Raw genomic sequence first — 24,297 nt, forward strand, 5'->3', positions numbered from 1 at the left:
CGATTTAAATTATTGATCGAAAGCGAAATATCGATTGACAAGACCTTTCACATCCGTAGAATGGCCGCCGCGGGATGGAGCAGTCTGGTAGCTCGTCGGGCTCATAACCCGAAGGTCGTAGGTTCAAATCCTGCTCCCGCAACCAGACACAGAAAAAGGGTCACTCTCCGGAGTGGCCCTTTTTCGTTTACGCGCGTTTAAATTATTGATCGAAAACGAAATATCGTTTGACACAAGGCTTCATATCCGTAGAATTGCCGCCGCGGGATGGAGCAGTCTGGTAGCTCGTCGGGCTCATAACCCGAAGGTCGTAGGTTCAAATCCTGCTCCCGCAACCAGACATCAAGAAGAAAGCCACTCTTAGGAGTGGCTTTTTTCGTTGTGCGCAAAAAATGATCGCCCACGGGTGGCGTCTCACGGATCAGGAAAATACTCTTCCGGGGACTTGGGAATTCGCGTCAGTGCCCCTACTCTGTCGCGCTAAATCGATTGAGGTGCCCGATGAGCGCCAACCCCGCCACACCCGATACCCCTGCCGCCGAAGACGCTCCCCGCCGAGCGACCTGGCTCAACTGGGTGAACGCCAACCGCCAGGCACTCGGCCTGGGCGTGACCCTGGTGCTGTTCAGCCTCGCACTGATCGCCTGTTATCACCTGCTGCGCGACATCGACGCCTACTCCCTGCACGACGCCCTGCTCGACGTGCCCACCACCTCGCTGCTCGGCGCCTTCGCCGCCACCGTGGTCGGTTTCATCTTTCTGCTCGGCTATGAATGGTCGGCCAGCCGCTTCGCAGGCGTAAAGCTGCCCGTCCCGGCGCTGCTGACCGGCGGTTTTTCCGCGTTCGCCATCGGCAACGCCGTGGGCCTGTCGATGCTCTCCGGCGGCTCGGTGCGCTATCGCCTCTATGCCCGCCAGGGGCTGGGCGCCGGCGACGTAGCGTTGATGACGCTGTTCGCCAGCCTGTCGCTGGGCTGCGCGCTGCCGGTGCTGGCCGCGCTCGCCGCGCTGAGCGACCTCTCCGACGCATCCCTGGCCCTGCACCTGCCGGAATGGCTGGTGGCAGTGCTGGCGCTGGGCATCATCGCCCTCTGCCTGTTGCTGGTGGTTGCCGTCGAACGCCGTCGCCTGCCGGAACAGCCTTCGCCCGACAGCCATCTGGTTCGCTTCGGCCGCCGCACCCTGCGCCTGCCGGGCCTGCGCCTTTCCCTGCTGCAACTGCTGATCACCGCGCTGGACGTGGCCGCTGCCGCCACCGTGCTCTATCTGCTGCTGCCGGAAGCTCCGCCCTTCGGCGCTTTCCTGCTGGTCTACCTGATTGCCCTGGCCGCTGGCGTGCTCAGCCATGTGCCGGGCGGCGTCGGCGTGTTCGAAGCCGTGCTGCTGGCGGCCTTCGCCAACCAGCTGGGCGCGGCGCCGCTGGCCGCCGCACTGCTGCTGTATCGCCTGATCTACGTGGTCTTGCCGCTGATCGTCGCCTGTCTGTGGCTGCTGTTCCTCGAAGCCCGGCGCGTACTGGTGGCCAAACAGGCAGTGCGCATCACCTCCGGCTTCGCCGCGCAGATCCTTTCCCTGCTGGTGTTCATCTCCGGCGTCGTGCTGCTGTTCTCCGGCGCCACGCCGTCCATCGACACCCGCCTGGACGAAGTCGGCTTCCTCGTGCCGCACCGCCTGATCGATGCCTCGCACCTGGCCGCCAGCCTGATCGGCGTGCTCTGCCTGCTGCTCGCCCACGGCCTGCGGCGCCGCCTTTCCGCCGCCTGGGCGCTGACCATCGGCCTGCTGATCGCCGGCGCCGTGCTGTCGCTGCTCAAGGGCTTCGACTGGGAAGAAGCGCTGATCCTCAGCTTCACCGCCGCCCTGCTGGTCATCTTCCGCAGCGCCTTCTACCGCCGCAGCCGCCTGATGGACCTGCCCTTCTCGCCGCTGTACCTGGGCGCCGCTGCCTGCGTTATCGCCGCGTCTATTTGGCTGCTGCTGTTCGCCTACCAGGATGTGCCCTACAGCCACGAACTCTGGTGGCAGTTCGCCCTGGACGCCGACGCCCCGCGTGGCCTGCGTGCCGCGCTGGGCAGCTGCCTGCTGCTGGCCGCGCTGGCGCTGTACTGGCTGCTGCGCACCGCGCCGCCGGCCATCCATGCACCGACCCGCGAGGACCTGGACACCGCCGCCGGCATCCTGGCCAATTCCGCGCAGCCCGACGGCGGCCTGGCCCTGTCCGGCGACAAGGCGCTGCTGTTCCACGAGGGCAACGACGCCTTCCTGATGTACGCCCGCCGTGGCCGCAGCCTGGTGGCGCTGTTCGACCCGGTCGGCCCGGCCCAGGCCCGCGCCGAACTGATCTGGCAGTTCCGCGACCTCTGCGACCTGCACCATGCGCGCCCGGTGTTCTACCAGGTTCGCGCGGAAAACCTGCCGCTGTACATGGACATCGGCCTGACCGCGCTCAAGCTCGGCGAGGAGGCGCGGGTCGATCTGCGCCGCTTCGACCTGGAGAGCAAGGGCAAGGAGATGAAGGACCTGCGCTACACCTGGAACCGTGGCCAGCGCGACGGCCTGAGCCTGGAATTCCATGACGCCGGCAACGCGCCGATGGACGAACTGCGCGCCATCTCCGATGCCTGGCTGGGCGGCAAGAACGTCCGCGAGAAGGGCTTCTCCCTGGGCCGCTTTACCCCGGAATACCTGCGTTATTTCCGCGTCGTCGTGGTCCGCTTCCAGGGCCGCGCCGTGGCCTTCGCCAACCTGCTGGAAACCTCCGGCAAGGAGCTGGCGAGCATCGACCTGATGCGCGTGGCCCCCGACGCCCCCAAGCTGACCATGGAATTCCTCATGCTCGGCCTGATCCTGCATTACAAGGAGAGCGGGCACACCCGCTTCAGCCTCGGCATGGTGCCCCTGGCCGGCTTGCAGCCGCGCCGTGGCGCCCCGCTGACCCAACGTCTCGGCGCGCTGGTTTTCCGCCGGGGTGAGCAGTTCTACAATTTCCAGGGGCTGCGGCGCTTCAAGGACAAGTTCCAGCCCGACTGGGAACCCCGTTACCTGGCCGTGCCCGCCGGACTGGATCCGCTGGTGGCCCTGGCCGATACGGCCGCCCTCATCGCCGGCGGCCTGAGTGGATTGGTAAAACGCTGATATGTTGAAACGACGCTGGCGACACCTGCTCGCCCTCCTCCTGCTGGTCATCATCGCCGTGGGTCTGCTGCTGTGGAGCCGCCCGGCTTCCCAGGCTTCCCTCGAACACCGCCAACTCGCCGACGGCAGCGCCGTTGCGCTGGCCATCCCCAGCAAGCAACCGAACGCCCGTGTACTGCTGGCCGTGCAGGCCGACCAGAAACTCGACGACGGCCAGTTGCTGGCCCTGGCCCACGACAGCGGCGCCCGCATGGTGCAGTTCGTCCTCCCGGAAAAGGACTGCGCCACCCAGCAGGCCCGCATCAAGGCTGCCGGCGAGCTGCTCGACGGCCAGCCGACTCTGGTCGCCGGCATCGGGCCGGGCAGCGCCTGGGCCTTCCGCTGGCTCGCAGGGCAGACCGACGACAAGGCCAAGGCCCTGTCGGTCGGTTTCTCCCTGGAAAAGCCCGACTGCGCCGCCACCCCGCTGCCGACGACTGCCGCCCACGGCCACTGGGTGGCTGCCTGGAACGACAACCCGGACGACGCCAGTGCGCGCTTCGCCCGCAACCTGCAGAACGCAGAGACGGTAATCACCGACTACGACACGCCGCTGCCCAAGGTCCTAGCCGACCAACTGCGACAGCAGCTACAAGGCGGTGGCGACAACGTGCCGGTGGTGGAAGTCCCGGCGGCCAAGCCGTCGGAAACCGTCACCCTGTTCTACTCGGGCGACGGCGGCTGGCGCGACCTGGACCGCGACGTCGCGGCGCAAATGGCCGAGCTGGGCTATCCGGTGGTGGGCGTCGATGCCCTGCGCTACTTCTGGGAGCACAAGACCCCGGAACAGAGCGCAGCCGACCTCGCCCTGCTGATGCAGCACTACCGCGAGAAATGGGGCGCCAAGCACTTCGTGCTGGCTGGCTATTCCTTCGGCGCCGACGTGCTGCCGGCGATCTACAACCGCCTGCCGGCGGACGCCAAGAAAGACGTCAGCTCGGTGATCCTGCTGGCCTTCGCCCGCAGCGGCAGCTTCGAGATCGAAGTGCAGGGCTGGCTCGGCAAGGCCGGTCAGGAAGCCTCCACCGGCCCGGAAATGGCTCGTCTGCCGGGGCCGAAAGTGCTCTGTGTGTACGGCATCGAAGAGAAGGACGAAAGCGGCTGCACCCAACCGCAGTCGGTGGGCGAGAACCTGCAACTGCCCGGCGGCCACCACTTCGACGAGGACTACCCGGCCCTGGCCAAGCGGCTGGTGAACGCCATCCGCTCCCGCCAGTCAGCCGACGACGAAGGCTGACCGACATCAAAAGGGCCGCACATTGCGGCCCTTTCACTTTGGCTTAACGGTTTTTCAGGCACGCTTAAGGCTCTATGCTCAGATTGACAGCCCCGTCGTCAGAACGCGGCGTACGAAAAAGAGCCACACAAGGAACCGTCATGAGCCTGTCCAAGTCCCCGTCGCGCTACGGCAGCCTGTCCATTGCCCTGCACTGGATCATGCTGGTGCTGATCGCCGCCACGTACTTCTGCATGGAGTACCGCACCAACTTTCCCAAAGGCAGCGACACCCGCGCGCTGTTTTCCCAGTTTCACTTCATGTTCGGCCTGAGCGTCTTCGTGCTGGTCTGGCTGCGCATCATCGGCCGCTTCATCTACCCCGCCCCGCCGATCGTCCCGGCGCCGCCGGCCTGGCAGATGGTGCTGGCGAAGCTCGCGCACCTGGCGCTCTACGGCCTGATGATCGGCCTGCCGCTGGCCGGCTGGATCATCCTCAGCGCCGCCGACAAGCCGGTGCCGTTCTGGGGCCTGGAGCTGCCACACCTGGTGGACAAGAACCCGGACCTGGCCAAGCAGGTGAAGTACTGGCACGAGACCATCGCCGTGCTCGGCTACTGGCTGATCGGTATTCACGCGCTGGCCGCGCTGTTCCATCACTACATCAGCCGCGACAACACGCTGGTGCGCATGCTGCCGGGCAAAGGCGAGGCGAAGCCGGAGTAGACCGTTAGCGCTCGCGGGACGCCGGCCCTGCCGGCGCTTCGCGGACAGGGCCGGCTCCTACAGGGAATTCCCAGAGCCGGCCAACAGGCGTCAATCCTGCCGATACGGCAGCGCCGCGCGGGCCTCTTCGGCGTAAGCCAGGATGCCCGCCCTCTCTCCCACCAGGAACTCCTCCACCGCGTCACGCAGCCCCGGGTGCCCGAGTCGATGCCAGGAGCGCGTGATCACCGGCTCGAAGCCACGGATGAGCTTGTGCTCGCCCTGCGCTCCGGCGTCGAAGCGCTTGAGGCCATGGCCGATGGCGAAGTCCAGCCCCTGGTAGAAGCAGGTTTCGAAGTGCAGCCGGTCGAACTCCGCCAGGCAGCCCCAGTAGCGGCCGTACAGCGTGTCGCCGTCCAGCAGGCTGAAAGCCATGGCCACGGGCCGGCCATTCTGGTGGGCGAAGACCACGCGGATCGCCTCGGGCATGCGCTCACCGATCAGGCTGAAGAACGCGCGGCTCAGGTAAGGCGCCTGCCCGCGTACCTCATAGGTACTGCTGTAGCAGGCGTAGACGAAGTCCCAGTGCGCCTCGGACAGCTCGCGCCCCTCCATCCAGACGAAGTCCAGCCCGAGCCCGGCGACCTGCTCGCGCTCCTTGCGCAATTGCTTGCGCTTGCGCGAGCTGAGCGCGTCGAGGAAATCCTGGAAGTCGCGGTAGCCGCGGTTGCTCCATTGGTACTGGCAGCCCAGGCGCTCCAGCCAGCCATCGGCATCGCGCAGCAATGCATCGGCGGCGGTATCGGTGAAGTTCACGTGCACGCCGGAGCAATGCCCTTCGTCCACTTCACCCACCAGCGCGCCCACCAGGCTTAGCGCCGCCTCGGGCGCACCCAGCAGGCGAGCGCCGCCGACCGGCGTGAAGGGAATGCCCACCAGCAGCTTGGGGTAGTAGGGGATGCCGGCGCGCAGGCAGGCATCCGCCCAGCTCCAGTCGAACACGTACTCGCCGTAGGAATGGCTTTTCAGATAGGCCGGCGCAGCGGCCAGCAAGCGGCCATCGTCGGCCAGCAGCACGCGATGGGACGGTTTCCAGCCGGTACGGCCGCCGACGCTGCCGCTTTCCTCCAGCGCGGAGAGAAAGGCGTGACGCAGGAACGGCTGGGCTTCCGGCAACAGGGCGTCCCACTGGCGGGCGTCGACTTCGGTGAGGCGGGAAAGGGTCTGGATTGGCATGGCCGACAGTCTGGCGCGGTGCGCCGGCATTGGGAAGATTCGGCCGGGAAATCTCCGGCAAAGGTGACATTCGCGTTCGTCGGTATCCGGCCAATGGCCTGCCCCAGTGGTCTATGTTGGGGGTTAACGAGGCTTGCCCGCGCATGACGCCGGCACCGATCCGCTCGCCATCCGCCCTGCATGGGCCGTTGGTGAACAGCCAGGAGGACGCCCCATGAGCCTGATGCAATGCGAGTACCGCAAGTACACCATCACTGCCGATGTCGTCGAACACCCCGGCCTGCCAACCCCCTGGGCCGCCGGCTGCCACATCACCGCCCCGGACGGGCAGACCACCAGGCGCAAGACGCTGCCGGTTGAGTACGCCTTCATGTCGGACCTGGAAAAGGCTCAGCACGCGTCCATTGCCCACGGTAAATGGCTGGTAGATCAGAGCCTGGACCACGACCGCCAGCTGTTCTGATCAGCCGCTTACGTAGCCCGGATCGTCACTGACCGGCATCTCCGACAAGCGCACCTGAAGCGCCAGGAATTCCTGCGCCGATGCCCGCCAGGTCTGCCCCCGTGCCCACTGCACGCAGGCCTGGCGATCCAGTCCCAGTGCCCGCAGGCAGGCGCTGCGCATGTCGGCGTCCATCACTCCGGTGACACCCTGTTCCAGCACATCCAGCGGCCCCGCCACCGGGAACGCCGCCACTGGCGTGCCGCACGCCAGCGCCTCGTACATCACCAGGCCGAGGGTGTCGGTCAGCGACGGGAAGGCCAGCACGCTGGCACTGCGGTAGGCCTCGGCGAGTTCGTCGCCGTGGCGATAGCCAAGGAATTCCACCTGTGGATAAGTCGCTTCCAGCGCGGCCCGCTGCGGGCCATCGCCTACCACGCGCTTGCGTCCCGGCAAATCGAGAGCGAGGAAGGCTTCGAGGTTCTTTTCCTGCGCCAGCCGGCCGACATAGAGGAATACCGGCTCGTCCGGCGGTGCGCCCGCCCCCGGCTGGAAACGCTGGACATCCACACCCTTGCGCCAGAGCGCGAGGTTGTCGAAGGCGTGATCGGCGAAAGTGCTACGCATGCGCTCGCTGCTGACCAGCACGGCTGCGCTGGGTGCATGGAAGCGGCGCAGGAAGGCATAGCCCCAGCCCAGCGGCAGCCACGGCCAACGGGTGTTCACGTATTCGGGAAAGCGCGTATGGATAGCACTGCTGAACCTCAGCCCCCGGCGCACCAGCCAGCGTCGCGCGGCCCAACCCAGTGGGCCCTCGGTGGCGAGGTGGACGCAATCGGGAGCGAAGCCGCTGATCTTCTCGCCTACCTTCCACAGGTCCCACGCCAGCGGGATCTCCGGGTAGCTCGGGCACGGACGGTGACGAAAGTCCTGCGGGGAGAGCAGGCCGACCACGTGGCCCAGCCCTTCCAGCTCGGCCACCAGCGCTTTCAGGCTGGTAACCACGCCGTTGACCTGCGGCAGCCAGGCATCGGTGACGATCAGCAGCCTCATACCGCCGACTCGACCACCACCGGCTCCTCGGCGCGCGCCTGCTCCTCAGCCAGTCGATAGAGCTGGATGCTGCCGTCCCAGTGCTCGATCAGCGCCGAGCAGGACTCCACCCAGTCCCCGCAGTTGAGGTACTCCACCTCGCCGATCTGGCGGATCTCCGCGTGGTGGATGTGCCCGCAGACCACGCCATTGAGGCCGCGCTTTTGCACCTCATGGGCAATGGCCTCCTCGAAGTCACTGATGAAGTTCACCGCCGTCTTCACCTTGTGCTTGAGGTACGCCGACAGCGACCAGTAGCCGTAGCCATAGCGGCTGCGCCAGTGGTTGAGCCAACGGTTGAGGGTCAGGGTGAACTCGTAGGCGGAGTCGCCGAGGAAGGCCAGCCACTTGTGGTAGCGGGTGATCACGTCGAACTGGTCGCCGTGGATCACCAGCAGCTGGCGGCCGTCGGCGGTGGTGTGAACGATCTCGTCGACCAGGCGGATGTTGCCCAGCAGCAGTGAAGAATAGCGGCGCAGGAACTCGTCGTGGTTGCCGGTGACGTAGATCACCTCGGTGCCGCGCTTGCTCATGGTCAGCAGGCGGCGGATCACGTTGGTGTGCGCCTGCGGCCAGTAGATGCCGCCGCGTAGCTTCCAGCCATCGATGATGTCGCCCACCAGGTAGATGCGGTCGGCGTGGTAGCGCTTGAGGAAGCCGGCCAGGTGCTCGGCCTGGCAATCGCGGGTGCCCAGGTGGACATCGGATATCCACAGGGTCCGCACCCGTTGCTTCTTCGTCGGCGTCATGCGTTGCGCGCTGCTCATCGTCGGCGACCTCCAGTGGGGTTTCTCCGAGTGTCGACCGGCGCGGTGAAGCGAAAGTGACCGACTCGCGACAGTCCCGTTACAGCCCGCGGCGCGCTAGACTGTCAGCCTGCCCGCCAGCACGAAAGCAGCCTTGCATGAGCCAGATTCTCTCCCTGCGCCACTACAGCCATGACCACCTCGCCCACAGCCACAGCCATGCGCAGCTGGTGCTGGGCCTGTCCGGCAGCCTGGATTTCGAAGTGGGCGGTCGCGGCAGCCTGGTAACCCGGCAGACCTTCGCGGTGGTCCCGCGTGACGAGCACCACGCCTGCGCCAGCCCCGATGGCAGCCGCTGCCTGGTGGTGGACCTGGAAGACGAGGAAGATCTGCTCGGCGGCCTCGGCCTGCACAGCGATGCCGGTCGCCGCCTGCTGGAAACCCCCGGCCAGCGCCTGCTCAGCAACGACCAGGCGCAGCTGGTGCACTGGCTCGCCGGCAGCTCGCTGCATGACCCGGTGCTGGCGCGCCAAGGCGCCATCCTGCTGCTCGCCAGTCTCGCCGCCGGGCAGCAGCGCATCGACGAACCGGCGCAACTGCCGCTGACCAGCCTCGACAGCTACATCGACCGGCATGCCGCACACCCGCTGCAGGTGGCCGACCTGGCGCGGCTCGCCGGATTATCCGCCGCGCGCTTCCACGCGCGCTTCCTCGCCGAAACCGGGCAGACGCCGATGGACTACGTGCGCCAGCGCCGCCTGCAACTGGGTCGCGACCTGCTGCGCGGCTCGCACCAGTCGGTCGGCGAGATTGCCGCGAAGGTCGGCTACGCCTCGCAGAGCGCCTTCACCGCCGCCCTGGTGCGCCAGTTCGGCACCACCCCGCGCCAACTGCGTCAGCAGTCGCGCGACAATTCCCGCTAGCCGCGCGACAGACAGCTGCGCGCCCACGGCCTAGACTGCCGGCCATCGAACCAGACAAACCGGGCAAACCAGCGGGAGCAGCGATGTCGGCAGACACCATCGAGTGGCAGGATTTCGAGCGCGTCGAACTGCGCGTGGGCACCATCGTCCAGGCCGAACCCAACGTCAAGGCGCGCAAACCCGCCTACATCCTCCAGGTTGACCTCGGCCCGCTGGGGATCAAGACGTCCAGCGCGCAGATCACCGCACACTATGACGCCAACGAGCTGATCGGCCGCCAGGTGCTGTGCGTGTGCAACTTCGAACCAAAATCCATCGCCGGCGTGCGCTCGGAAGTGCTGGTCACCGGCGCTTACGACAGCGACGAGAAAGTGGTGCTGGCCGGTTTCGACAAGTCGCTGCCCAATGGCGCGCGGCTGGCCTGACCCCGTTCCACCGCGCGCCGGCTGGTCTGGCGCGCCCTCCTCTTTCCAGACAAGGCCCCGCCACGACAGTCGGCGGGAGCTCAGGCATGAAGCGCGTTACTGAACTCACTCCCCGCGGCGCCCTGATCGGCCTGCACATCGGCGCCCTGATGTTCGGGCTGTCCGGCATCTTCGGCAAACTCATCCTCGCCGGCCCCCTGGTCATCGTCTTCGGCCGCGCACTGTTCGGCTCGCTGTCTCTGGCGGCGGTGTTCGCCGGGCACCTGCGGCAGCAGAAGCGCCCCACGCTGAAACAGGCCGCCATGCTGCTGGGCGGCGGCGTGCTGCTGTGTACGCACTGGCTGACCTTCTTCCTCGCGGTGAAGGTGGGCAACGTGGCGGTGGCCACCCTCGGCTTCGCCAGCTTCCCGGCCTTCACCGTGCTGCTGGAGGGCCTGCTGTTCCGCGAGCGCATCCGCAGGGGCGAGTACCTGGTAGTGGCATTGGTGTGCATCGGTCTGGTGATGGTCACGCCGACCCTGGACCTGCGCGACGGCGCCACCGCTGGCCTGCTCTGGGGCACCCTCTCCGGCCTGCTGTTCGCCCTGCTGTCGCTGGCCAACCGGGTCAGCGTGCGCGGCATCGACCCGATCCAGGCGGCGCTGTGCCAGAACCTGACGATCATCGTCTGCCTGCTGCCGCTGGTGCTTCTCGACCTGCCCTCGGTGCGCGGCATGGACTGGCTCTGGCTGGTCGCCCTGGGCGTACTCTGCACCGGCGTCGCCCACAGCCTGTTCGTGGCCAGCCTGCGGCTGATCAAGGCGCGCACGGCGGCGGTGATCTTCGCCCTGGAGCCGGTCTACGGCATCGCCTTCGCCAGCGTACTGTTTGGCGAAGAACCAAGCCTGCGCATGCTGGCGGGCGGCGTGCTGATCATCTTCGCAACCTTCCTCAGCGCACGCGGATCGCACTAATCCCACAGACTGGCTTTTCTGTAGGAGCGAGAGACAAAAAAGAAGGCCGCCGCGCAGCGCGCGAAACTCGAACCTTGCCCCGGGGAGGGAATGCCAAGGATTCATCGCACGACAGCCTGCGTGGCGGCCTGTTCGGTGTGGCGCCTGTGGATAAGGCGCCGGGGAATCAGTTGATGCTGTAACCGCGCCCGCTCAGGCAGGCGCCCAGCGCGCGACGGTAGGTGTCGGATTGACCCGCCGGCGGCGCCTGGGTGGCGGCGGCGGGATCGAAACCGCTCTGGCCGACGGCCCAGCTGTGGCACTCGTAGCGGTCGCGGCTCTGCTGCTCTGGTGACTGGCCGCTGGCGGGATAGGCGATCACTTCGTAGCTGGTGGTCGGGGCAGCCTGCACGGCCGGCGGCGTTTCCACCGCGACGTACTGGCGGCGGTCGGCGTTCCACAGGTAGTAGGTTCCGGCGGCGACGAAGTAGAGCATGCTGCCGATCCAGACTTCCCGCGCGTAATCCGGCAGGCCATAGCCATGCCCTGGGCCCCAGCCATGGTACGGACCCGGTCCCGGGCCGCCCGGCCCACCATGGGGCCCTGCCATGGCGGTGGCCGACAGGCTCAGGGCCAGCAGCGTGGCGACGGATCTGAGCGCGATGCGCGAGGACAGCTTCATTTCACCTCCAGTCACGGGCGATCCACCGCCCGCCGTTCGTGGTGAGAATTGTCTCGCGCCCGCCCCCCGCGCAGTGTCAGCAGTCGGTAAAGACTGGGTAAAAAGCCCGATACAAGCGGTATCAGTCCTGTTTCAGCAACCAGTGGCAATAGCGCTGCACACCCTCCTCCACGCCCATCATCGGTGCGCGGTAGCCCGCCTCGCGAAGGAAGGCGATATCGGCGCAGGTGTAGCACTGGTACTTGCCGCGCAGCTCGTCCGGGAACTCGGTGTACTCCAGCAATCCAGCGCGGATCGCCGCGTCCAGGGTCAGTGGCTGCAGGTCCTGCTGTTCGCGCAGGGTGTTGATCACCGCCAGGGCCACGTCGTTGAACGGCTGGGCGCGGCCGCTGCCGAGGTTGAAAATGCCGCTGCGCTCGGGGTTGTCGAGGAAGTGCAGGTTGACCTTCGCCACGTCCTCCACCGAAACGAAATCGCGCAGGTGGCCGCCGGCCGGATAGTCACCGTAGTCACCGAACAGCCTGACCTTGCCGGTCTCGCGGAACTGGTTGAAGCAGTGGAAGGCCACCGAGGCCATGCGGCCCTTGTGCTGCTCGCGCGGGCCATAGACGTTGAAGTAGCGGAAACCGGCAACCTGGGTGCGAGCGGTGGGCAGCACCTTGCGCACGCGCTGGTCGAAGAGGAACTTCGAATAGCCGTAGACGTTCAGCGGCTTCTCGCAGGAGCGCATCTCGCGGAACTCATGGCCGCCGCCGTATACCGCTGCCGACGAGGCGTAGAGGAACGGCACGCCCAGCGACAGGCTGGCGTCCAGCAACTCGCTGCTGTAGCGGTAGTTGTTGTCCATCATGTAGCGCCCGTCGCGCTCCATAGTGCTGGAGCAGGCACCCTGGTGCAGCAGCGCGCGCACCACGCCGAAGTCACCGCGGGCGTAGCGCTCGATGAAATCGCGCTTGTCGAGGTAATCGCTGATGTCGCAGTCGGCGAGGTTGGCGAACTTGTCGCCTTCGGTCAGGTCGTCGACCGCGATGATGTCGGTCTCGCCGCGCTGGTTCAGCGCCTTGACGAGGTTGCTGCCGATGAAACCGGCTGCGCCTGTGACGATGATGCTCATGGCGGGCATCCTTTGCGGAGAATGGATGCCACCAGCCTAAAAGCGAGACACAAGTCTCCTTTTGATATGAAGCAAAGAAGTTAGCCAGCTATCGAATTAATCTGCCGGGCGGTACCGCTCGGATTCAGGAGCGGTCGTTGTGGCCCAGATCGCGCTGTGGATCGATGCGGTCGCGCACCCGCTGCTTGAGCACCTTGGCCTCGGGGAAACCGCCGTCGGCCTTGCGCTCCCAGATCGGCTCGCCGTCGCAGGTGATCTGGAAAACCCCGCCGGTGCCCGGTACCAGGCTGACCTTGCCCAGGTCGTCGCCGAAGGTGCTCAGCAGCTCCTGGGCCAGCCAGGCGGCGCGCAGCAGCCACTGGCACTGGGTGCAATAGGTGATGACGATTTCGGCTTTGGCTTCGGACATGAATCAGACTCTGCTGTAGGACGCGAACCTATAATACCGGTCTGAAACGCCCTACCGGACTCTTCTCTTCATGCGCCGACTGCTGTTCGCCCTCCTCCTGCTCCTTCCCCTCGGCGCCCTGGCGGCGAATACCCCACCGAAGATTGGCCTGGTCCTCTCTGGCGGCGCGGCGCGCGGCCTGGCGCACATCGGCGTGCTCAAGGCGCTGGACGAACAGGGCATCCATGTCGACGCCATCGCCGGCACCAGCATGGGCGCGGTGATCGGCGGCCTGTACGCGGCGGGCTATACGCCCAGGGAACTGGAACAGCTGGCTCTGGGGCTGGACTGGAAGCAGGCGCTGTCCGACTCGCCGCCCCGGGTTGACGTACCCTTCCGCCGCAAGCAGGACGACCGCGACTTCCTGGTGAAGCAGAAGCTCAGCTTCCGCGACGACGGCACCCTCGGCCTGCCGCTGGGCGCGATCCAGGGGCAGAACCTGTCGATGCTGCTGGAGAGCCTGCTGGTACACACCAGCGATACGCGCAACTTCGACCAACTGGCGATCCCCTTCCGCGCGGTGGCCACCGACATCTCCACCGGCGAGAAGGTGGTGTTCAGCAAGGGTCACCTGCCCCAGGCGATCCGCGCCAGCATGTCGATCCCCGCGGTGTTCGCCCCGGTGGACGTCAACGGCAAGCTGCTGGTGGACGGCGGCATGGTCGACAACATCCCGGTGGACGTGGCGCGGCAGATGGGCGTCGACGTGGTCATCGTGGTCGACATCGGCAACCCGCTGCTGGACCGCAAGCAGCTGACCACGGTGGTGGACATGCTCAACCAGTCCGTCACCCTGATGACCCGCAAGAACTCCGAGGCGCAGCTGGCCACCCTGAAGTCCAGCGACATCCTGGTGCAGCCGCCCCTGAGCGGCTACAGCTCCACCGACTTCGGCCGCGTGCCGCAACTGATCGACGCAGGCTACCGCGCCACCAGCATCCTCGCCCCGCGCCTGGCGACGCTACGCAAGCCCGCCGACGCCGAGGCGGTAGCGCTCACCGAAGCGCGCGCGCCGGGCGAGCGGCAACCGGTGATTGACCGGATCGAAGTGGAGAACAACTCCAAGGTCAGCGACGACGTCATCCTCCATTACATCCGCCAACCGCTGGGCGAGCACTTGGACCTGGAGCGACTGCAGCGTGACATGAGCACCCTCTACGGCCTGGATTACTTCGACCAGGTGCAGTACCGCGTGGTGCACAACAAGCCAGGCGCGGACGGCAAGTCCGACAACGTGCTGGTGATCCACGCGTACGGAAAGCGCGGCGGCACCGACTACCTGCGCCTGGGCCTGAACCTCTCCGACGACCTGCGCGGCGACAGCACCTTCAACGTCGGCGGCAGCTACCGCATGAACGGCATCAATCGCCTCGGCGCGGAATGGTTGACGCGCCTGCAGATCGGCGACCGCCAGGAGCTCTACAGCGAGTTCTACCAGCCGCTGGACGTGGGCTCGCGCTACTTCGTGGCTCCGTACGTGTTCAATGAGGCACAGAACGTCGAGGCCACGGACAACGACGACCCGATTGCCGAGTACCGGCTCGAGCGCTACGGCTACGGCCTCAACCTGGGCCGGCAGATCGCCAACAACGGTGAATTCCGCCTCGGCGTGGCCCAGGCCTTCGGCAAGGCCGACGTGCGCGTGGGCGAGCAGGACCTGCCGGACTTCCACTTCACCGAGGGCTACGCCCAGCTGCAGTACTCCTTCGACACCATGGACAACGTCGACTTCCCCCGCGAGGGCGAGAACATCCAGACGTCCTTCCGCGAGCACACACCCTCCCTGGGCGACGACGACCGCTATCGGCAGTGGGAATTCCAGCTCGACAAGGCATTGAGCAGCGGCCCGAACACCTGGGTACTGGGCGGCGGCTACGGGCGTACCCTCGACGACGCTGACGTGGTGGTGTCGAGCTTCCTGCTCGGCGGCGCGCGGCAGCTCTCCGGCTATCGCCAGGACGCGCTGGCCGGGCAGAACTACAGCCTCGGGCGGGTCATCTACTACCGGCGCATGACCGAGCGCTCCTTCCTGCCGCTGGACTTCCCCTTCTACCTGGGCGGCAGCCTGGAGCGCGGGCGGGTATGGAACAACGACAACAGCTACGACACCGGCTACGTCAACGCCGGCAGTATCCTGATGGGCTTCGAGACGCCGCTGGGGCCGCTGTCCTTCAGCTACGGCCTGAACGATGCGAGCGAGCACGCGGTGTACATCAACCTGGGGCGTAATTTCTGAGGCATGCGCTCAGTAGCCCGCTCCTACAGGGTATGGCGGGAGCGATATCCTGCAGGTATGAAAAAGCCCGGCAACTGCCGGGCTCTTTCATACGTGGTGAGACTCAGGCAATCAGTGCCAGCAGCTCGCGCGCTTCGGCCTTGGCCTTGGAGTCACCGCTGGCGATCACCTGCTTGAGGATGCCGTAAGCCTCCTCCAGGTTGCCCTGGTCGATACACTGGCGGGCGCGGTCGAGGCTGGCCAGCAGCTCGTCGTGCTCGTGGCCAATATCATCCGGCAGGTCGAAGGTCAGCTCCTCCTCCACGCCCATGGTCTTGCTGCCATGGCCGAACATCTCGCCGTGCTCGCCCAGATCCAGCTCGGTGATTTCCGGCAGCTCGTGCAGATTGCTGCGGAAGTCCGACGGCACTTCCTGTGCGACCTTGGGTGCAGCAGCCTTGCCTTGTTTGGTGGAGTCGAAGGGGTTGTCGAGCTTGTCCCAGTCCAGGTCCAGCGACAGGTCGCTGAGGTTCATCGCGAAGTCCGGTTGGTCCTGCGCAGCCTTGGGTTGCTCCACGGGAGTGGCCACGGGCTCGCCCAGTTCGAGGTCGTCCCAGTCGGTGAGCGTCTCGCCGGTGGGCGGCTGCAGGGTGTCTTCCGGGCGAATGAGCATCGCCGGGTAGCGCGACTTGAGCTGGTCGATCTGCTTCTGGTCACCGCCGGCGGCCACCAGCCCGTGCTCTTCCTCATGGAAGCCAGCCACGTCGCCCAGCTCGGCCAGTACCAGCAGCAGCTTCATGCGAAGCTCGCGGCGATTCGGCTCGGCGTTGACGGCCTTGCGCAGCATGTCGCGGGCCTGAGTGAAGCGGCCGTAGGCGATGTAGATATCCGCGCCTTCCAGGCTGTCCGCGCTGGCAGCGGGCAGGCGGGCAACGCCCGGCTCCGGGGTGGCGACCACCACCGGATGCGGCGTGGGTACCGGAGCCACGACAGCAGCAGCCAGCGGCTTGACCTCCGGAAGCGGCTTCACCGGCTCGGGCACGGCCGCGCGCAGGGGCGGCATCTCGACCGGCTTTTCCTCGCGCTTGCGACGGGCGAACAGCAGGCCGACCAATAGCGCACCAAGGGCGCCGGCGCCCAGCCAGGGCCAGTAGTTGAAACCGGAGCCCTGGGCATCCTGCGCCGGGGTTGCCGGCTGTGCGACGCTCGGGGCCGGGTTGTTCTGCGGCTCCGGCGCCACGGAGCTGGGAGCGGCTGGCACGGCATTGGTCGGGGCGTTGCTGGTCGGTGCATCAGCCACCGGAGCATTGGCTGCCGGAGCATTGCCCGAGGCTTCCGCGCCCTGGCGGCGATCCAGCTCGGCCTGCAGCGACTGCACCTGCTGGTCGCGGCTCTGCAGGGCCTGCTGGAGGGATACCAGCTGCTTCTGCAGATCGTCCATGCGCTGGTTCATCTGGTCGCGCTGGGCATTGGCCAGGAGCAGGTCGGCCTCCACCTTGGCGACGCTGGCATCTGCGGCCGGCGCTGCCGGTGCGGCAGCATTGCCCTGGGCCTGAGCCGGAGTACTGGCCGTAGCAGTGGCGGGTGTCTGCGGTGCGACTGCAGACTGCTCGGCGGCCGACGCTGGAGCGGTGGAAGCGGGCTGCGGCGCCAAGGCCGTGCTGGCGCTGCCGGCGTGCTCCTGGCCCTGCGGCAGGATCAGCGTCTGGCCCACCTTCAGGCGGTGCGGGTCACCATTGACGAAGGCCTGCGGGTTCAGCGCGACGATGCTGTCCATCAGTTGCGCGCGGGAAGCGCCGCTGCCCGTCAGGCGCGAACTGATCTTCCACAGGGTGTCATTGCGCACCGTAGTGTAGCGGCCATCACCCGCCGGCAGCGGCGGCTGTGCCGGCGCGCGGCGCACGGGCTCCGGGCGGTAGGCGTCCGGGCGGTAACCGGAAGAGCGCGAAGGCGCGACGTCGCGCGCCGCGACATTGGCGGCCACGCTGCGGTTGGCGCTGTACTCCGGCGGATCGATCAGCACGGTGTACTCGCGCAGCATGCGACCGTTGGGGCGCTCCACGGCAATCAGGAAATTCAGGTAAGGCTCGTGCACCGGCTGCGTGGACACCACCTTGATGTAGCCACGACCATTGCGGATCACCGGGGTGAAGCGCAGGTTCTGCAGGAACACGAAGCGGTCGACACCAGCGTTCTCGTAGTCGGCGGGACTCGCGAGCTTCGCTATGAGTTCGTCGGAGGTCATGTCGCCGGTTTCGAGCAGGGCGATCTCGGCATCCAGCGGCTGGTTCAGCCCGGAGTGCAGCGTGATATCGCCGAGCCCAAGGGCATTCGCGTGAGCGGAGACAAAAACCGAAAGTGCGGCAAGCGTCAGCGGAATTCTATTTATTCGAGCCATAACCCCATCCCATTGTCCGGGTCTGCACGCCATTCCCTGACCGCTCTAAAGCGGCAGGTTGAACCTGTCCACACACTGGAACCATGCCGGACTGCAGACCGCAACGCACCACTCCTCTGTACCTTGCAGGGTACAGGCCGTCTGATATCACGGATTAGGTGGTGCTCAGGGTTTGGTCAAGATAAATCGTCGAAAAACCGGCGAATGGTTAAGGGGTGGATAGCGAATGGCCAGCGGCCCCGCAAAGGACCGCCAGAAAAATGGCTACTTTACCCGAATAACGTGATGAATTGCTCAGTTTCGCTCGAGGTTGCCGAGAATCCGACTGAGCGTTTTCTGACACAGCGCGATTTCCTCTTCCGATATCCCTGCCAGCACTTCGTTGCGAACGGCGGCGGCGATGTTCTCGATATCGGTGATCAGGACGTCTGCCTTGGGGGTGAGAGCGATGCGCTTGGCGCGGCGGTCTTCGGCGACGGCCTGGCGACGGACCAGCCCCTGGGCTTCGAGACCATCGAGCAGGCGCGCCAGGGTCGGACCCTCGACACCGACCGACTGGGCCAGCTCACGCTGGGTGGGGGCGGCGGCGTGACGGGCCAGGTGCAGCAGCACCAGCCAGCGAGCCTGGGACAGGCCGAGGTGGCTGAGACGGCGGTCGAGTTCGGCCCGCCATGCACGCGAAGCCTGGGCCAGTTGGGTACCGAAATAGTGCTTATCGTTGTCTGACATTGTGCTGCGTACGGTAGGAGGTTGGACGGCTAATTGATTTGACTAATTATTAGCCAGCTAATCAAGCCCGTACAATGACAGATTGTCGCAGGGTGTAAATCACTATCTCACCATTTCGCGTACTGGTCTTCGACGAACCCCCACAGGTTGTCGATGCGCAACTCGGCCTGTCCCGCCGGTCGCAGCACGCCGCTGAAGCGTCCGAAGATCTGCTTGAAGTTGCTGGCCAGCACGCCGAGGTTGAGGCGCTCCTGGTGCAGCCCGTGGGCCTCGAAGCGCAGTTCGACCTGGCCATCGTAGGAACGGATGGTCCAGGGTTGCAGCGGATGGTCGCGGTCGAACTCGAAGCGCACGGTGTCGACCTTCACCAACTGGCCGTCGAGCCAGTAGCAGTTCTCGGTGAAGCTGGTCTCGTTGACGCCGCACGACAGGTTCAGCCCGAGGCGCCGCCCTTGCGTCTCGCCGGACAGGCAGGCCCAGTTCCAGAACGTCTCGCGGCGCATGTAGCCGGCGGACCAGTCGTGGTGCGCGTAGGCATCCAGCTCGCGCAGGTCGTAGTTGCCCAGCGCGCTGCGCACCTCGCCGTGGCACTGCACGCCGGCCACCTTGCGCGCGTAGACCCAGCCGTTCACCGCCGTTGGCGTGCAGAGGCTCATGGGCTGGAACGCCGGCTGCTCCTCGCTGAAGCGCGCGTCGATGCGAGTGCCGTCGTCCAGCTCGACCAGCAGACGCTTCTCGAAAGGTGCGGAGCTGTTCTCCAGGCGCAGCAGGTTGCGCCCCTGGCGCAGTTCACAGACGCCGTCGTTGGGTGCCTGCGAGAAGTTCGTCCCCATGCCCAACGGGCACTTGAACTGGCGCTCGATCATCCGCCCGCTCTCGGGGTGGTAGAGGTAGACGAAACCGATAGTGAGCAGGCTGACATCCGCCAGTGCGCAACCGCCGATCAGCGTCGGGCTGATCAGGCCGAAGTACTGGAACTGGTGGAAGCTGCGCCACTTGCTCAATGCGCCGAGGCGGCGGCCCATCGGCGAGCGGAAGTCGAAATCACGGTAGTTGATGGTCGCCGGGGTGCCGGGAAAGATGCCGTAGTGCGGTTGGCCGTTGGGCTGGATCAGCTGCTGCATGGGCGCGGGCTCGGTGACGGGGTGCGGCGCATGCTAGCACCGCGCCTGCGCGCGCCGCAGTCACGCACGGCGCCAGCTCGGGGGACAGAATGGGCCATCAGGCGACGACCTGGTTGCGTCCGAACGCCTTGGCTTCGTAAAGGGCACGGTCGGCATGCTCGTAGATGCTGCGCAGCGGGTGGCCGGTCTCCGGCCACAGGCAGGACACGCCAATGGACAGCGTCACCTCGTCCGCCGTCAGCGACCCTTCGTGAGCGATGCCCAGCGCCTGCACCGACTCGCGCACGACTTCGGCGCGCTCCCTGGCTTCGCGCTCGCTGGCGCCATAGAGCAGCACGGCAAATTCCTCGCCCCCCAGCCGCACAGCCATGTCCAGCGGGCGCCGTGCGCTGGCCGTCAGCACCTCGCCGATGCGCTGCAGCACGCCGTCGCCCGCCTGGTGGCCATAGCGGTCGTTGTAGGCCTTGAAGTGATCGACATCGCAGAGCAGCAGCGCCAGCCCCACGCTCTCGCGCTGAGCCTGGCGCCACAGGCGCTCCAGCTGGCGATTGAAACTGCGGCGGTTGTGCAGGCCGGTCAGGGCATCGTGCTCGGCCATGACCTTCAGCAGGCGGCTGATGAGGAAGTGCTGGCGGGACTTGTAGTCCAGCAGGTAGCAGCCCACTGCGCCGACCAGGTTGGCCAGCAGCAGGAATACCACGTTGCTGATCAGCTTGGGCAGCGGCAACTCCGCGTAAAGCTCGAAGCCCACGTAGGCCAGCAGGATCACCGAAGCGCTACCCACCGCCTCGGCGAAGCGCAGGCCGATCAGGAAGTAGGCCGCCATGCTGACCAGCAACAGGCCCTCGTAGGGATAGCTCTGGTCCACGGTGTGGGCGATGCCGGCCACGGCCGCCGCGCCGATGCCGACACTGAGGATGCAGGCCAGGCTCAGCGGCACCAGCAGCTGGGTGTGCCGGCGCTGCAGGATCAGCCCGCCGCAGACGCTCAGCAGCACCAGCACGCCGATGCGCACGGCGAGCATGTCCCAGTGTTCTGCAGTCCGGATCAGGAGAAAGTCGATGGCCGCCAGCGCCAGCCAGATCAGCACGCCGATGGTCAGCGCGGTGCGCTTGAGATCGAAGCTGTCTTCGAGCAGGTAATGGCGGTACTGGGTCTCGAGGTCGGGTTCGAAACGCAGGCGGCGAAAGCCCCGGGAGAGCTGTTCGGCATAGGCATTGGAACGAACGTCGTCCAGCCAGCTTTGTTGTTGTGGCACGCTCACCTCTTCTGGTGGAGGTCTAAGTGCCACCATAGCCGTTCGGGACGTGCGTCACAAGTTTGTCGTTTTGCCCCGTCACGAAACTGACGGACAGCCCACTCACCAGCGATCGTCCCGGGAGTTCCGGTAACGGTCATGGCCGTAGTAGGAGTCGTTGCAGTAACGGCGATCCGAATGCCCATGGCGCTTGCGGCAATCACGATCGTCGTCGTCATCGTCCTTGGACATGATGACCAGCCCCGCCACCAGCGCGACCGCCGCAACGCCGATCAAGGCGTTCTTCCCGCCCTCGGTCAGTCCGCCGCCACTGGCGCATCCACTGAGTTGCCCGACGACCAGCAGCCCCGCCACTACCCGCACCCAGCTCGCCATCTGTCACTCCGAAAGTGATCCGTACTGACAGATAGGACTGGTAGGAAAAGGCGCCGTTGCTGGCACATTGATATTTCATCTGTAACGCCGTATTTCGACGCGATCAGACTTCCAGCTCGGCCTGCAGGGCGGCGCGCACGCAATGCAGGACGCCCAGCGGCACGCGGCCTTCGAACAGCTCGGCGATGGCGCTCACCGGCGGCAGTTCGCCGTCCTCGTCGAGGAAGGCATCCTGGACTTCACCGAGCAGTTCCTCGGGCAGGTCCAGCGCCTGCTCCAGGGTCAACTGCTGGCGGCCGATGGCCTCGGCCAGCAGGCTGTAGACGTTCTTCTCGCTGCAATCGAGCTGCCGGGCGATCTGCGCGGGGGTCATGCCGGCGCGGGCCAGGGTCACCAGTTCGTGGCGCAGGTCGGTGACCAGTGCGGGGGTGTCCGGCGCCTTGTCCGACTCGGTGAGGACATCGAGGAAGGCCTGGCCGTAGCGCTCCAGCTTGCGCGCGCCGACGCCGCTGACCTGGGCCATGGCGGACAGCGTGGTGGGCTGGCTGCGGAGCATTTCCAGCAGGGTGGCGTCGGGGAAGATGACGTAGGGCGGCACCGAGTGCTCCTCCGCCAGCTTGCGCCGCAGGGTGCGCAGGGCTTCCCACATCTCGCGTTCCTCCTGGCGTACCAGCTGGCTGGCCGGGCTGGCGCCGCCGGAAGAGGAGGACTTGCTGCGTTGCGGCTTCGGATCGCGGCGCAGGGCCAACGTCTCCTCGCCGCGCAGCAGCGGACGGCAGGCCTCGGTCAGGCGCAGGCCGTTGAAGCCGTCGACATCCACGTCGGCGAAGCCACGGGCGACCAGTTGGCGGAACAGCGTGCGCCACTCGTCCTCGCCACGGGATTTACCGATACCGAACACCGCCAGGTGCTGGTGCCCGACACTGCGCACCTTCTCGGTGTCCTTGCCCAGCAGCACGTCCACCAGATGGCCGACGCCGTAGCGCTGGCCGCTGCGGTAGATGGCCGACAGGGCTTGGCGCGCGGGCTCGGTGGCGTCCCAGGTTTCCACGCCATCGACGCAGATGTCGCAGTGGCCGCAGGGGTTGGGCATCACCTCGTCGAAGTAGGCCAGCAGTGCCTGGCGGCGGCAGCGGGTTTCCTCGCACAGTGCCAACATGGCTTCGAGCTTGTGCCGCTCGACGCGCTTGTGGCGCTCGTCGCCCTCGGAGTTCTGCATCATCTGCCGCAGCAGCAACACGTCCTGCAGGCCGTAGGCCATCCAGGCGTCGGCGGGCAGGCTGTCGCGGCCGGCGCGGCCGGTTTCCTGGTAGTACGCCTCCAGGCTCTTGGGCAGGTCCAGGTGCGCGACGAAGCGCACGTTGGGTTTGTCGATGCCCATGCCGAAGGCGACGGTGGCGACCATGATCAGCCCTTCCTCGTTGAGGAAGCGCTTCTGGTGATAGGCGCGCAGGTCGTTGGACAGGCCGGCGTGGTAAGGCAGCGCTGGGAAGCCTTGGTTAGAGAGGAACTCGGCGACCTCCTCGACCTTCTTGCGCGACATGCAGTAGACGATGCCCGCGTCGCCGCGCCGCTCGCTCAGGAAGCCCAGCAGCTGCTTGCGCGGCTGCTCCTTGGGCACGATGCGGTAGAAGATGTTCGGCCGGTCAAAGCTGGAGAGGAACTGCTCAGCGTCCTGCAGGTGCAGGCGCTGGATCATCTCCTCGCGGGTACGCATGTCCGCCGTGGCGGTCAGGGCGATGCGCGGCACATGCGGGAACAGCTCGGCGAGCTGGCCCAGCTGCAGGTATTCAGGACGGAAGTCGTGGCCCCACTGCGATACGCAGTGCGCCTCGTCGATGGCGAACAGGCCGATTTCCAGGCGCTGCAGGAAGGCCAGCATGCGCGGCTGCACCAGGCGTTCCGGGGCGAGGTAGAGCAGCTTGATCTCGCCGCGCTGCAGGCGGTCGGCGATTTCGCGCTGGGCCTCGGGGCTCAGCGAGGAGTTCAGCGCCGCCACCGGCACGCCCAGTTCGTCCAGCGTGGCGACCTGGTCCTCCATCAGCGCGATCAGCGGCGAAACCACCACCGTCAGGCCCTCGCGCAGCAGCGCCGGCACCTGGAAGCACAGCGACTTGCCGCCACCGGTGGGCATCAGCACCAGCGCATCGCCGCCGCCGGCCACGCGCTCGATGATCCGCGCCTGATTGCCGCGGAAAGCGTCGTAACCGAAAACGTCTTTGAGGATGCGCAGGGCCTGTTCGAGCATGGGGGACTCCGAATGAAGCCGCGCATTATACGCAAGCGATCCCGCTGCGGCCGGCACCTTGTCCGGGAAACTGCGGAAAAATCCGCCACATGCGTCCGAGCCCTGCGTCGGCGCGGGCTGCACGGGCATTTGGCTTTTGCCGCCGGCCAGCGGAAAGACTACAATTCGGGACCGATCACCTCCGAGGTAGTACCCGATGTCCTTCGCCGACCAATTGTCCCGCCTGCAAGCCTTTCTCGATGCCGATGATCTGCACGAGGAAGCCTTGGACTACGTGGCGGCACACGGCTACCTGACCGCGCTGGCGATCTGCCCGGAGGAAGTGCCGGAGCGCGAGTGGATCGACGCCCTGTTCGCCGAACCGCCGCATTACCGCAGCGAGGAAGAGCGCAGCGAGATCGAATCCACCCTGGTCCAGCTCAAGGCGCACATCATCCGCCAGATGGCCGGTGACGAGGAGCTGGAGCTGCCCTGCGAACCCTACCTGGGCGACCAGCCTGACGACTCCGACATCCGCGGCTGGTGCATCGGCTTCATGGAAGGCGTGTTCCTGCGCGAGGCCATCTGGTTCGAACAGGCTGAGGAAGAAGTCAGCGAGCTGCTGCTGCCGATCATGGTCGGTTCCGGCCTGTTCGACGAACAGCCCGAGTTCGATGAGATCGCCAGCGACCGCGGGCTGGTGGACGACATGGTCGCGCAGATCCCGGAGCTGCTGACCAACCTGTTCCTGCTGTGCCAGGCGCCGGAAGAGAAGCCGGCGCTGCTGAAGCCGCGCACTCACTGATCCGCCACCGGAGCTGCGCCACGCGGCTCCGG

Annotated in this window: 21 protein-coding genes and 2 tRNA genes; 11 read left to right on the forward strand and 12 right to left on the reverse strand. The window is 66.3% G+C overall.

Annotated features, from left to right (window positions below; translation table 11 throughout):
• Nucleotides 1-68 precede the first annotated feature (68 nt).
• The 5 genes from IB275_RS22365 (at nt 69) to IB275_RS22385 (ending at nt 5,115) form a co-directional block, all read left to right on the forward strand.
• Nucleotides 69-145, forward strand: a tRNA-Met gene (locus IB275_RS22365).
• Nucleotides 146-261: 116 nt separating this feature from the next.
• Nucleotides 262-338 (forward strand) — tRNA-Met (locus IB275_RS22370).
• A gap of 163 nt (nt 339-501) precedes the next feature.
• Nucleotides 502-3,135, forward strand: coding sequence for a bifunctional lysylphosphatidylglycerol flippase/synthetase MprF (gene mprF, locus IB275_RS22375; RefSeq protein ID WP_192291231.1), 2,634 nt, complete (start codon nt 502-504; stop codon nt 3,133-3,135).
• 1 nt (nt 3,136) lies between these two features.
• Nucleotides 3,137-4,411 carry a virulence factor family protein gene (locus IB275_RS22380; RefSeq protein ID WP_192291233.1) on the forward strand — a complete coding sequence of 425 codons (1,275 nt, stop codon included), beginning with the start codon at nt 3,137-3,139 and terminating at the stop codon, nt 4,409-4,411.
• Nucleotides 4,412-4,551: 140 nt separating this feature from the next.
• On the forward strand, nt 4,552-5,115 hold the full coding sequence (locus tag IB275_RS22385; RefSeq protein ID WP_192291235.1) for a cytochrome b: 564 nt from the start codon (nt 4,552-4,554) through the stop codon (nt 5,113-5,115).
• A gap of 90 nt (nt 5,116-5,205) precedes the next feature.
• On the opposite strand, the gene IB275_RS22390 is transcribed toward IB275_RS22385, so the two are convergent.
• The gene (locus tag IB275_RS22390; RefSeq protein ID WP_192291237.1) at nt 5,206-6,330 is read right to left on the reverse strand and encodes a GNAT family N-acetyltransferase; all 1,125 of its coding nucleotides are present in this window, start codon (nt 6,328-6,330) and stop codon (nt 5,206-5,208) included.
• Nucleotides 6,331-6,544: 214 nt separating this feature from the next.
• On the opposite strand from IB275_RS22390, the gene IB275_RS22395 reads away from it, so the two are divergent.
• Complete coding sequence (locus tag IB275_RS22395; protein WP_081520280.1) at nt 6,545-6,793, forward strand: hypothetical protein; 249 nt, start codon at nt 6,545-6,547, stop codon at nt 6,791-6,793.
• Here IB275_RS22395 and IB275_RS22400 read toward each other — a convergent pair whose 3' ends face one another.
• The gene (locus IB275_RS22400; RefSeq protein ID WP_192291239.1) at nt 6,794-7,825 is read right to left on the reverse strand and encodes a glycosyltransferase family 4 protein; all 1,032 of its coding nucleotides are present in this window, start codon (nt 7,823-7,825) and stop codon (nt 6,794-6,796) included.
• Nucleotides 7,822-8,631: a UDP-2,3-diacylglucosamine diphosphatase gene (locus IB275_RS22405; protein ID WP_192291241.1), complete on the reverse strand. Its 810-nt coding sequence runs from the start codon at nt 8,629-8,631 to the stop codon at nt 7,822-7,824. The genes IB275_RS22400 and IB275_RS22405 overlap by 4 nt, the downstream gene beginning before the upstream one ends.
• 137 nt (nt 8,632-8,768) lie before the next feature.
• Between IB275_RS22405 and IB275_RS22410 the strand changes: the two genes are divergently transcribed.
• The 3 genes from IB275_RS22410 to IB275_RS22420 all read left to right on the forward strand — a co-directional run bounded on the left by IB275_RS22410 (nt 8,769) and on the right by IB275_RS22420 (nt 10,911).
• Nucleotides 8,769-9,533 carry a helix-turn-helix transcriptional regulator gene (locus tag IB275_RS22410; RefSeq protein ID WP_192291243.1) on the forward strand — a complete coding sequence of 255 codons (765 nt, stop codon included), beginning with the start codon at nt 8,769-8,771 and terminating at the stop codon, nt 9,531-9,533.
• Between the two features lie 83 nt (nt 9,534-9,616).
• The gene (locus IB275_RS22415; RefSeq protein ID WP_192291245.1) at nt 9,617-9,958 is read left to right on the forward strand and encodes a tRNA-binding protein; all 342 of its coding nucleotides are present in this window, start codon (nt 9,617-9,619) and stop codon (nt 9,956-9,958) included.
• Nucleotides 9,959-10,044: 86 nt separating this feature from the next.
• Nucleotides 10,045-10,911, forward strand: a complete 867-nt coding sequence (locus IB275_RS22420; protein WP_192291247.1) for a DMT family transporter — start codon at nt 10,045-10,047, stop codon at nt 10,909-10,911.
• Nucleotides 10,912-11,077: 166 nt separating this feature from the next.
• Here the strand turns inward: IB275_RS22420 and IB275_RS22425 are convergent, their stop codons facing one another.
• From IB275_RS22425 to IB275_RS22435, 3 genes are all read right to left on the reverse strand, one after another.
• Nucleotides 11,078-11,572 carry a hypothetical protein gene (locus IB275_RS22425; RefSeq protein ID WP_192291249.1) on the reverse strand — a complete coding sequence of 165 codons (495 nt, stop codon included), beginning with the start codon at nt 11,570-11,572 and terminating at the stop codon, nt 11,078-11,080.
• Between the two features lie 121 nt (nt 11,573-11,693).
• Nucleotides 11,694-12,686, reverse strand: a complete 993-nt coding sequence (gene rfaD, locus IB275_RS22430) for an ADP-glyceromanno-heptose 6-epimerase (RefSeq protein ID WP_192291251.1) — start codon at nt 12,684-12,686, stop codon at nt 11,694-11,696.
• A gap of 124 nt (nt 12,687-12,810) precedes the next feature.
• Entirely contained in the window at nt 12,811-13,095 is a 285-nt protein-coding gene (locus IB275_RS22435; RefSeq protein ID WP_045212468.1) for an Rdx family protein, read from the reverse strand.
• 70 nt (nt 13,096-13,165) lie between these two features.
• Between IB275_RS22435 and IB275_RS22440 the strand changes: the two genes are divergently transcribed.
• Complete coding sequence (locus IB275_RS22440; RefSeq protein ID WP_192291253.1) at nt 13,166-15,370, forward strand: patatin-like phospholipase family protein; 2,205 nt, start codon at nt 13,166-13,168, stop codon at nt 15,368-15,370.
• 103 nt (nt 15,371-15,473) lie between these two features.
• Here the strand turns inward: IB275_RS22440 and IB275_RS22445 are convergent, their stop codons facing one another.
• From IB275_RS22445 to recQ, 6 genes are all read right to left on the reverse strand, one after another.
• The gene (locus tag IB275_RS22445) at nt 15,474-17,747 is read right to left on the reverse strand and encodes a FimV/HubP family polar landmark protein (RefSeq protein ID WP_192291255.1); all 2,274 of its coding nucleotides are present in this window, start codon (nt 17,745-17,747) and stop codon (nt 15,474-15,476) included.
• 294 nt (nt 17,748-18,041) lie between these two features.
• Nucleotides 18,042-18,476: a transcriptional regulator SlyA gene (gene slyA / locus IB275_RS22450; RefSeq protein WP_081520269.1), complete on the reverse strand. Its 435-nt coding sequence runs from the start codon at nt 18,474-18,476 to the stop codon at nt 18,042-18,044.
• A 107-nt stretch (nt 18,477-18,583) separates the two neighbouring features.
• Entirely contained in the window at nt 18,584-19,600 is a 1,017-nt protein-coding gene (locus IB275_RS22455) for a DUF2804 domain-containing protein (protein WP_192291257.1), read from the reverse strand.
• A 97-nt stretch (nt 19,601-19,697) separates the two neighbouring features.
• The gene (locus IB275_RS22460; protein ID WP_192291259.1) at nt 19,698-20,894 is read right to left on the reverse strand and encodes a GGDEF domain-containing protein; all 1,197 of its coding nucleotides are present in this window, start codon (nt 20,892-20,894) and stop codon (nt 19,698-19,700) included.
• Nucleotides 20,895-20,960: 66 nt separating this feature from the next.
• A complete protein-coding gene (locus IB275_RS22465) occupies nt 20,961-21,233 on the reverse strand; it encodes a hypothetical protein (RefSeq protein WP_081520266.1) in 273 nt (90 codons plus the stop codon).
• Between the two features lie 103 nt (nt 21,234-21,336).
• Nucleotides 21,337-23,481, reverse strand: a complete 2,145-nt coding sequence (recQ, locus tag IB275_RS22470; RefSeq protein ID WP_192291261.1) for a DNA helicase RecQ — start codon at nt 23,479-23,481, stop codon at nt 21,337-21,339.
• Between the two features lie 196 nt (nt 23,482-23,677).
• Between recQ and IB275_RS22475 the strand changes: the two genes are divergently transcribed.
• Complete coding sequence (locus tag IB275_RS22475; protein WP_192291263.1) at nt 23,678-24,265, forward strand: UPF0149 family protein; 588 nt, start codon at nt 23,678-23,680, stop codon at nt 24,263-24,265.
• Nucleotides 24,266-24,297: the final 32 nt, after the last annotated feature.

The sequence above is a fragment of the Pseudomonas sp. PDM21 genome, from assembly GCF_014852505.2.
In the GTDB taxonomy this organism is placed as follows: domain Bacteria; phylum Pseudomonadota; class Gammaproteobacteria; order Pseudomonadales; family Pseudomonadaceae; genus Pseudomonas.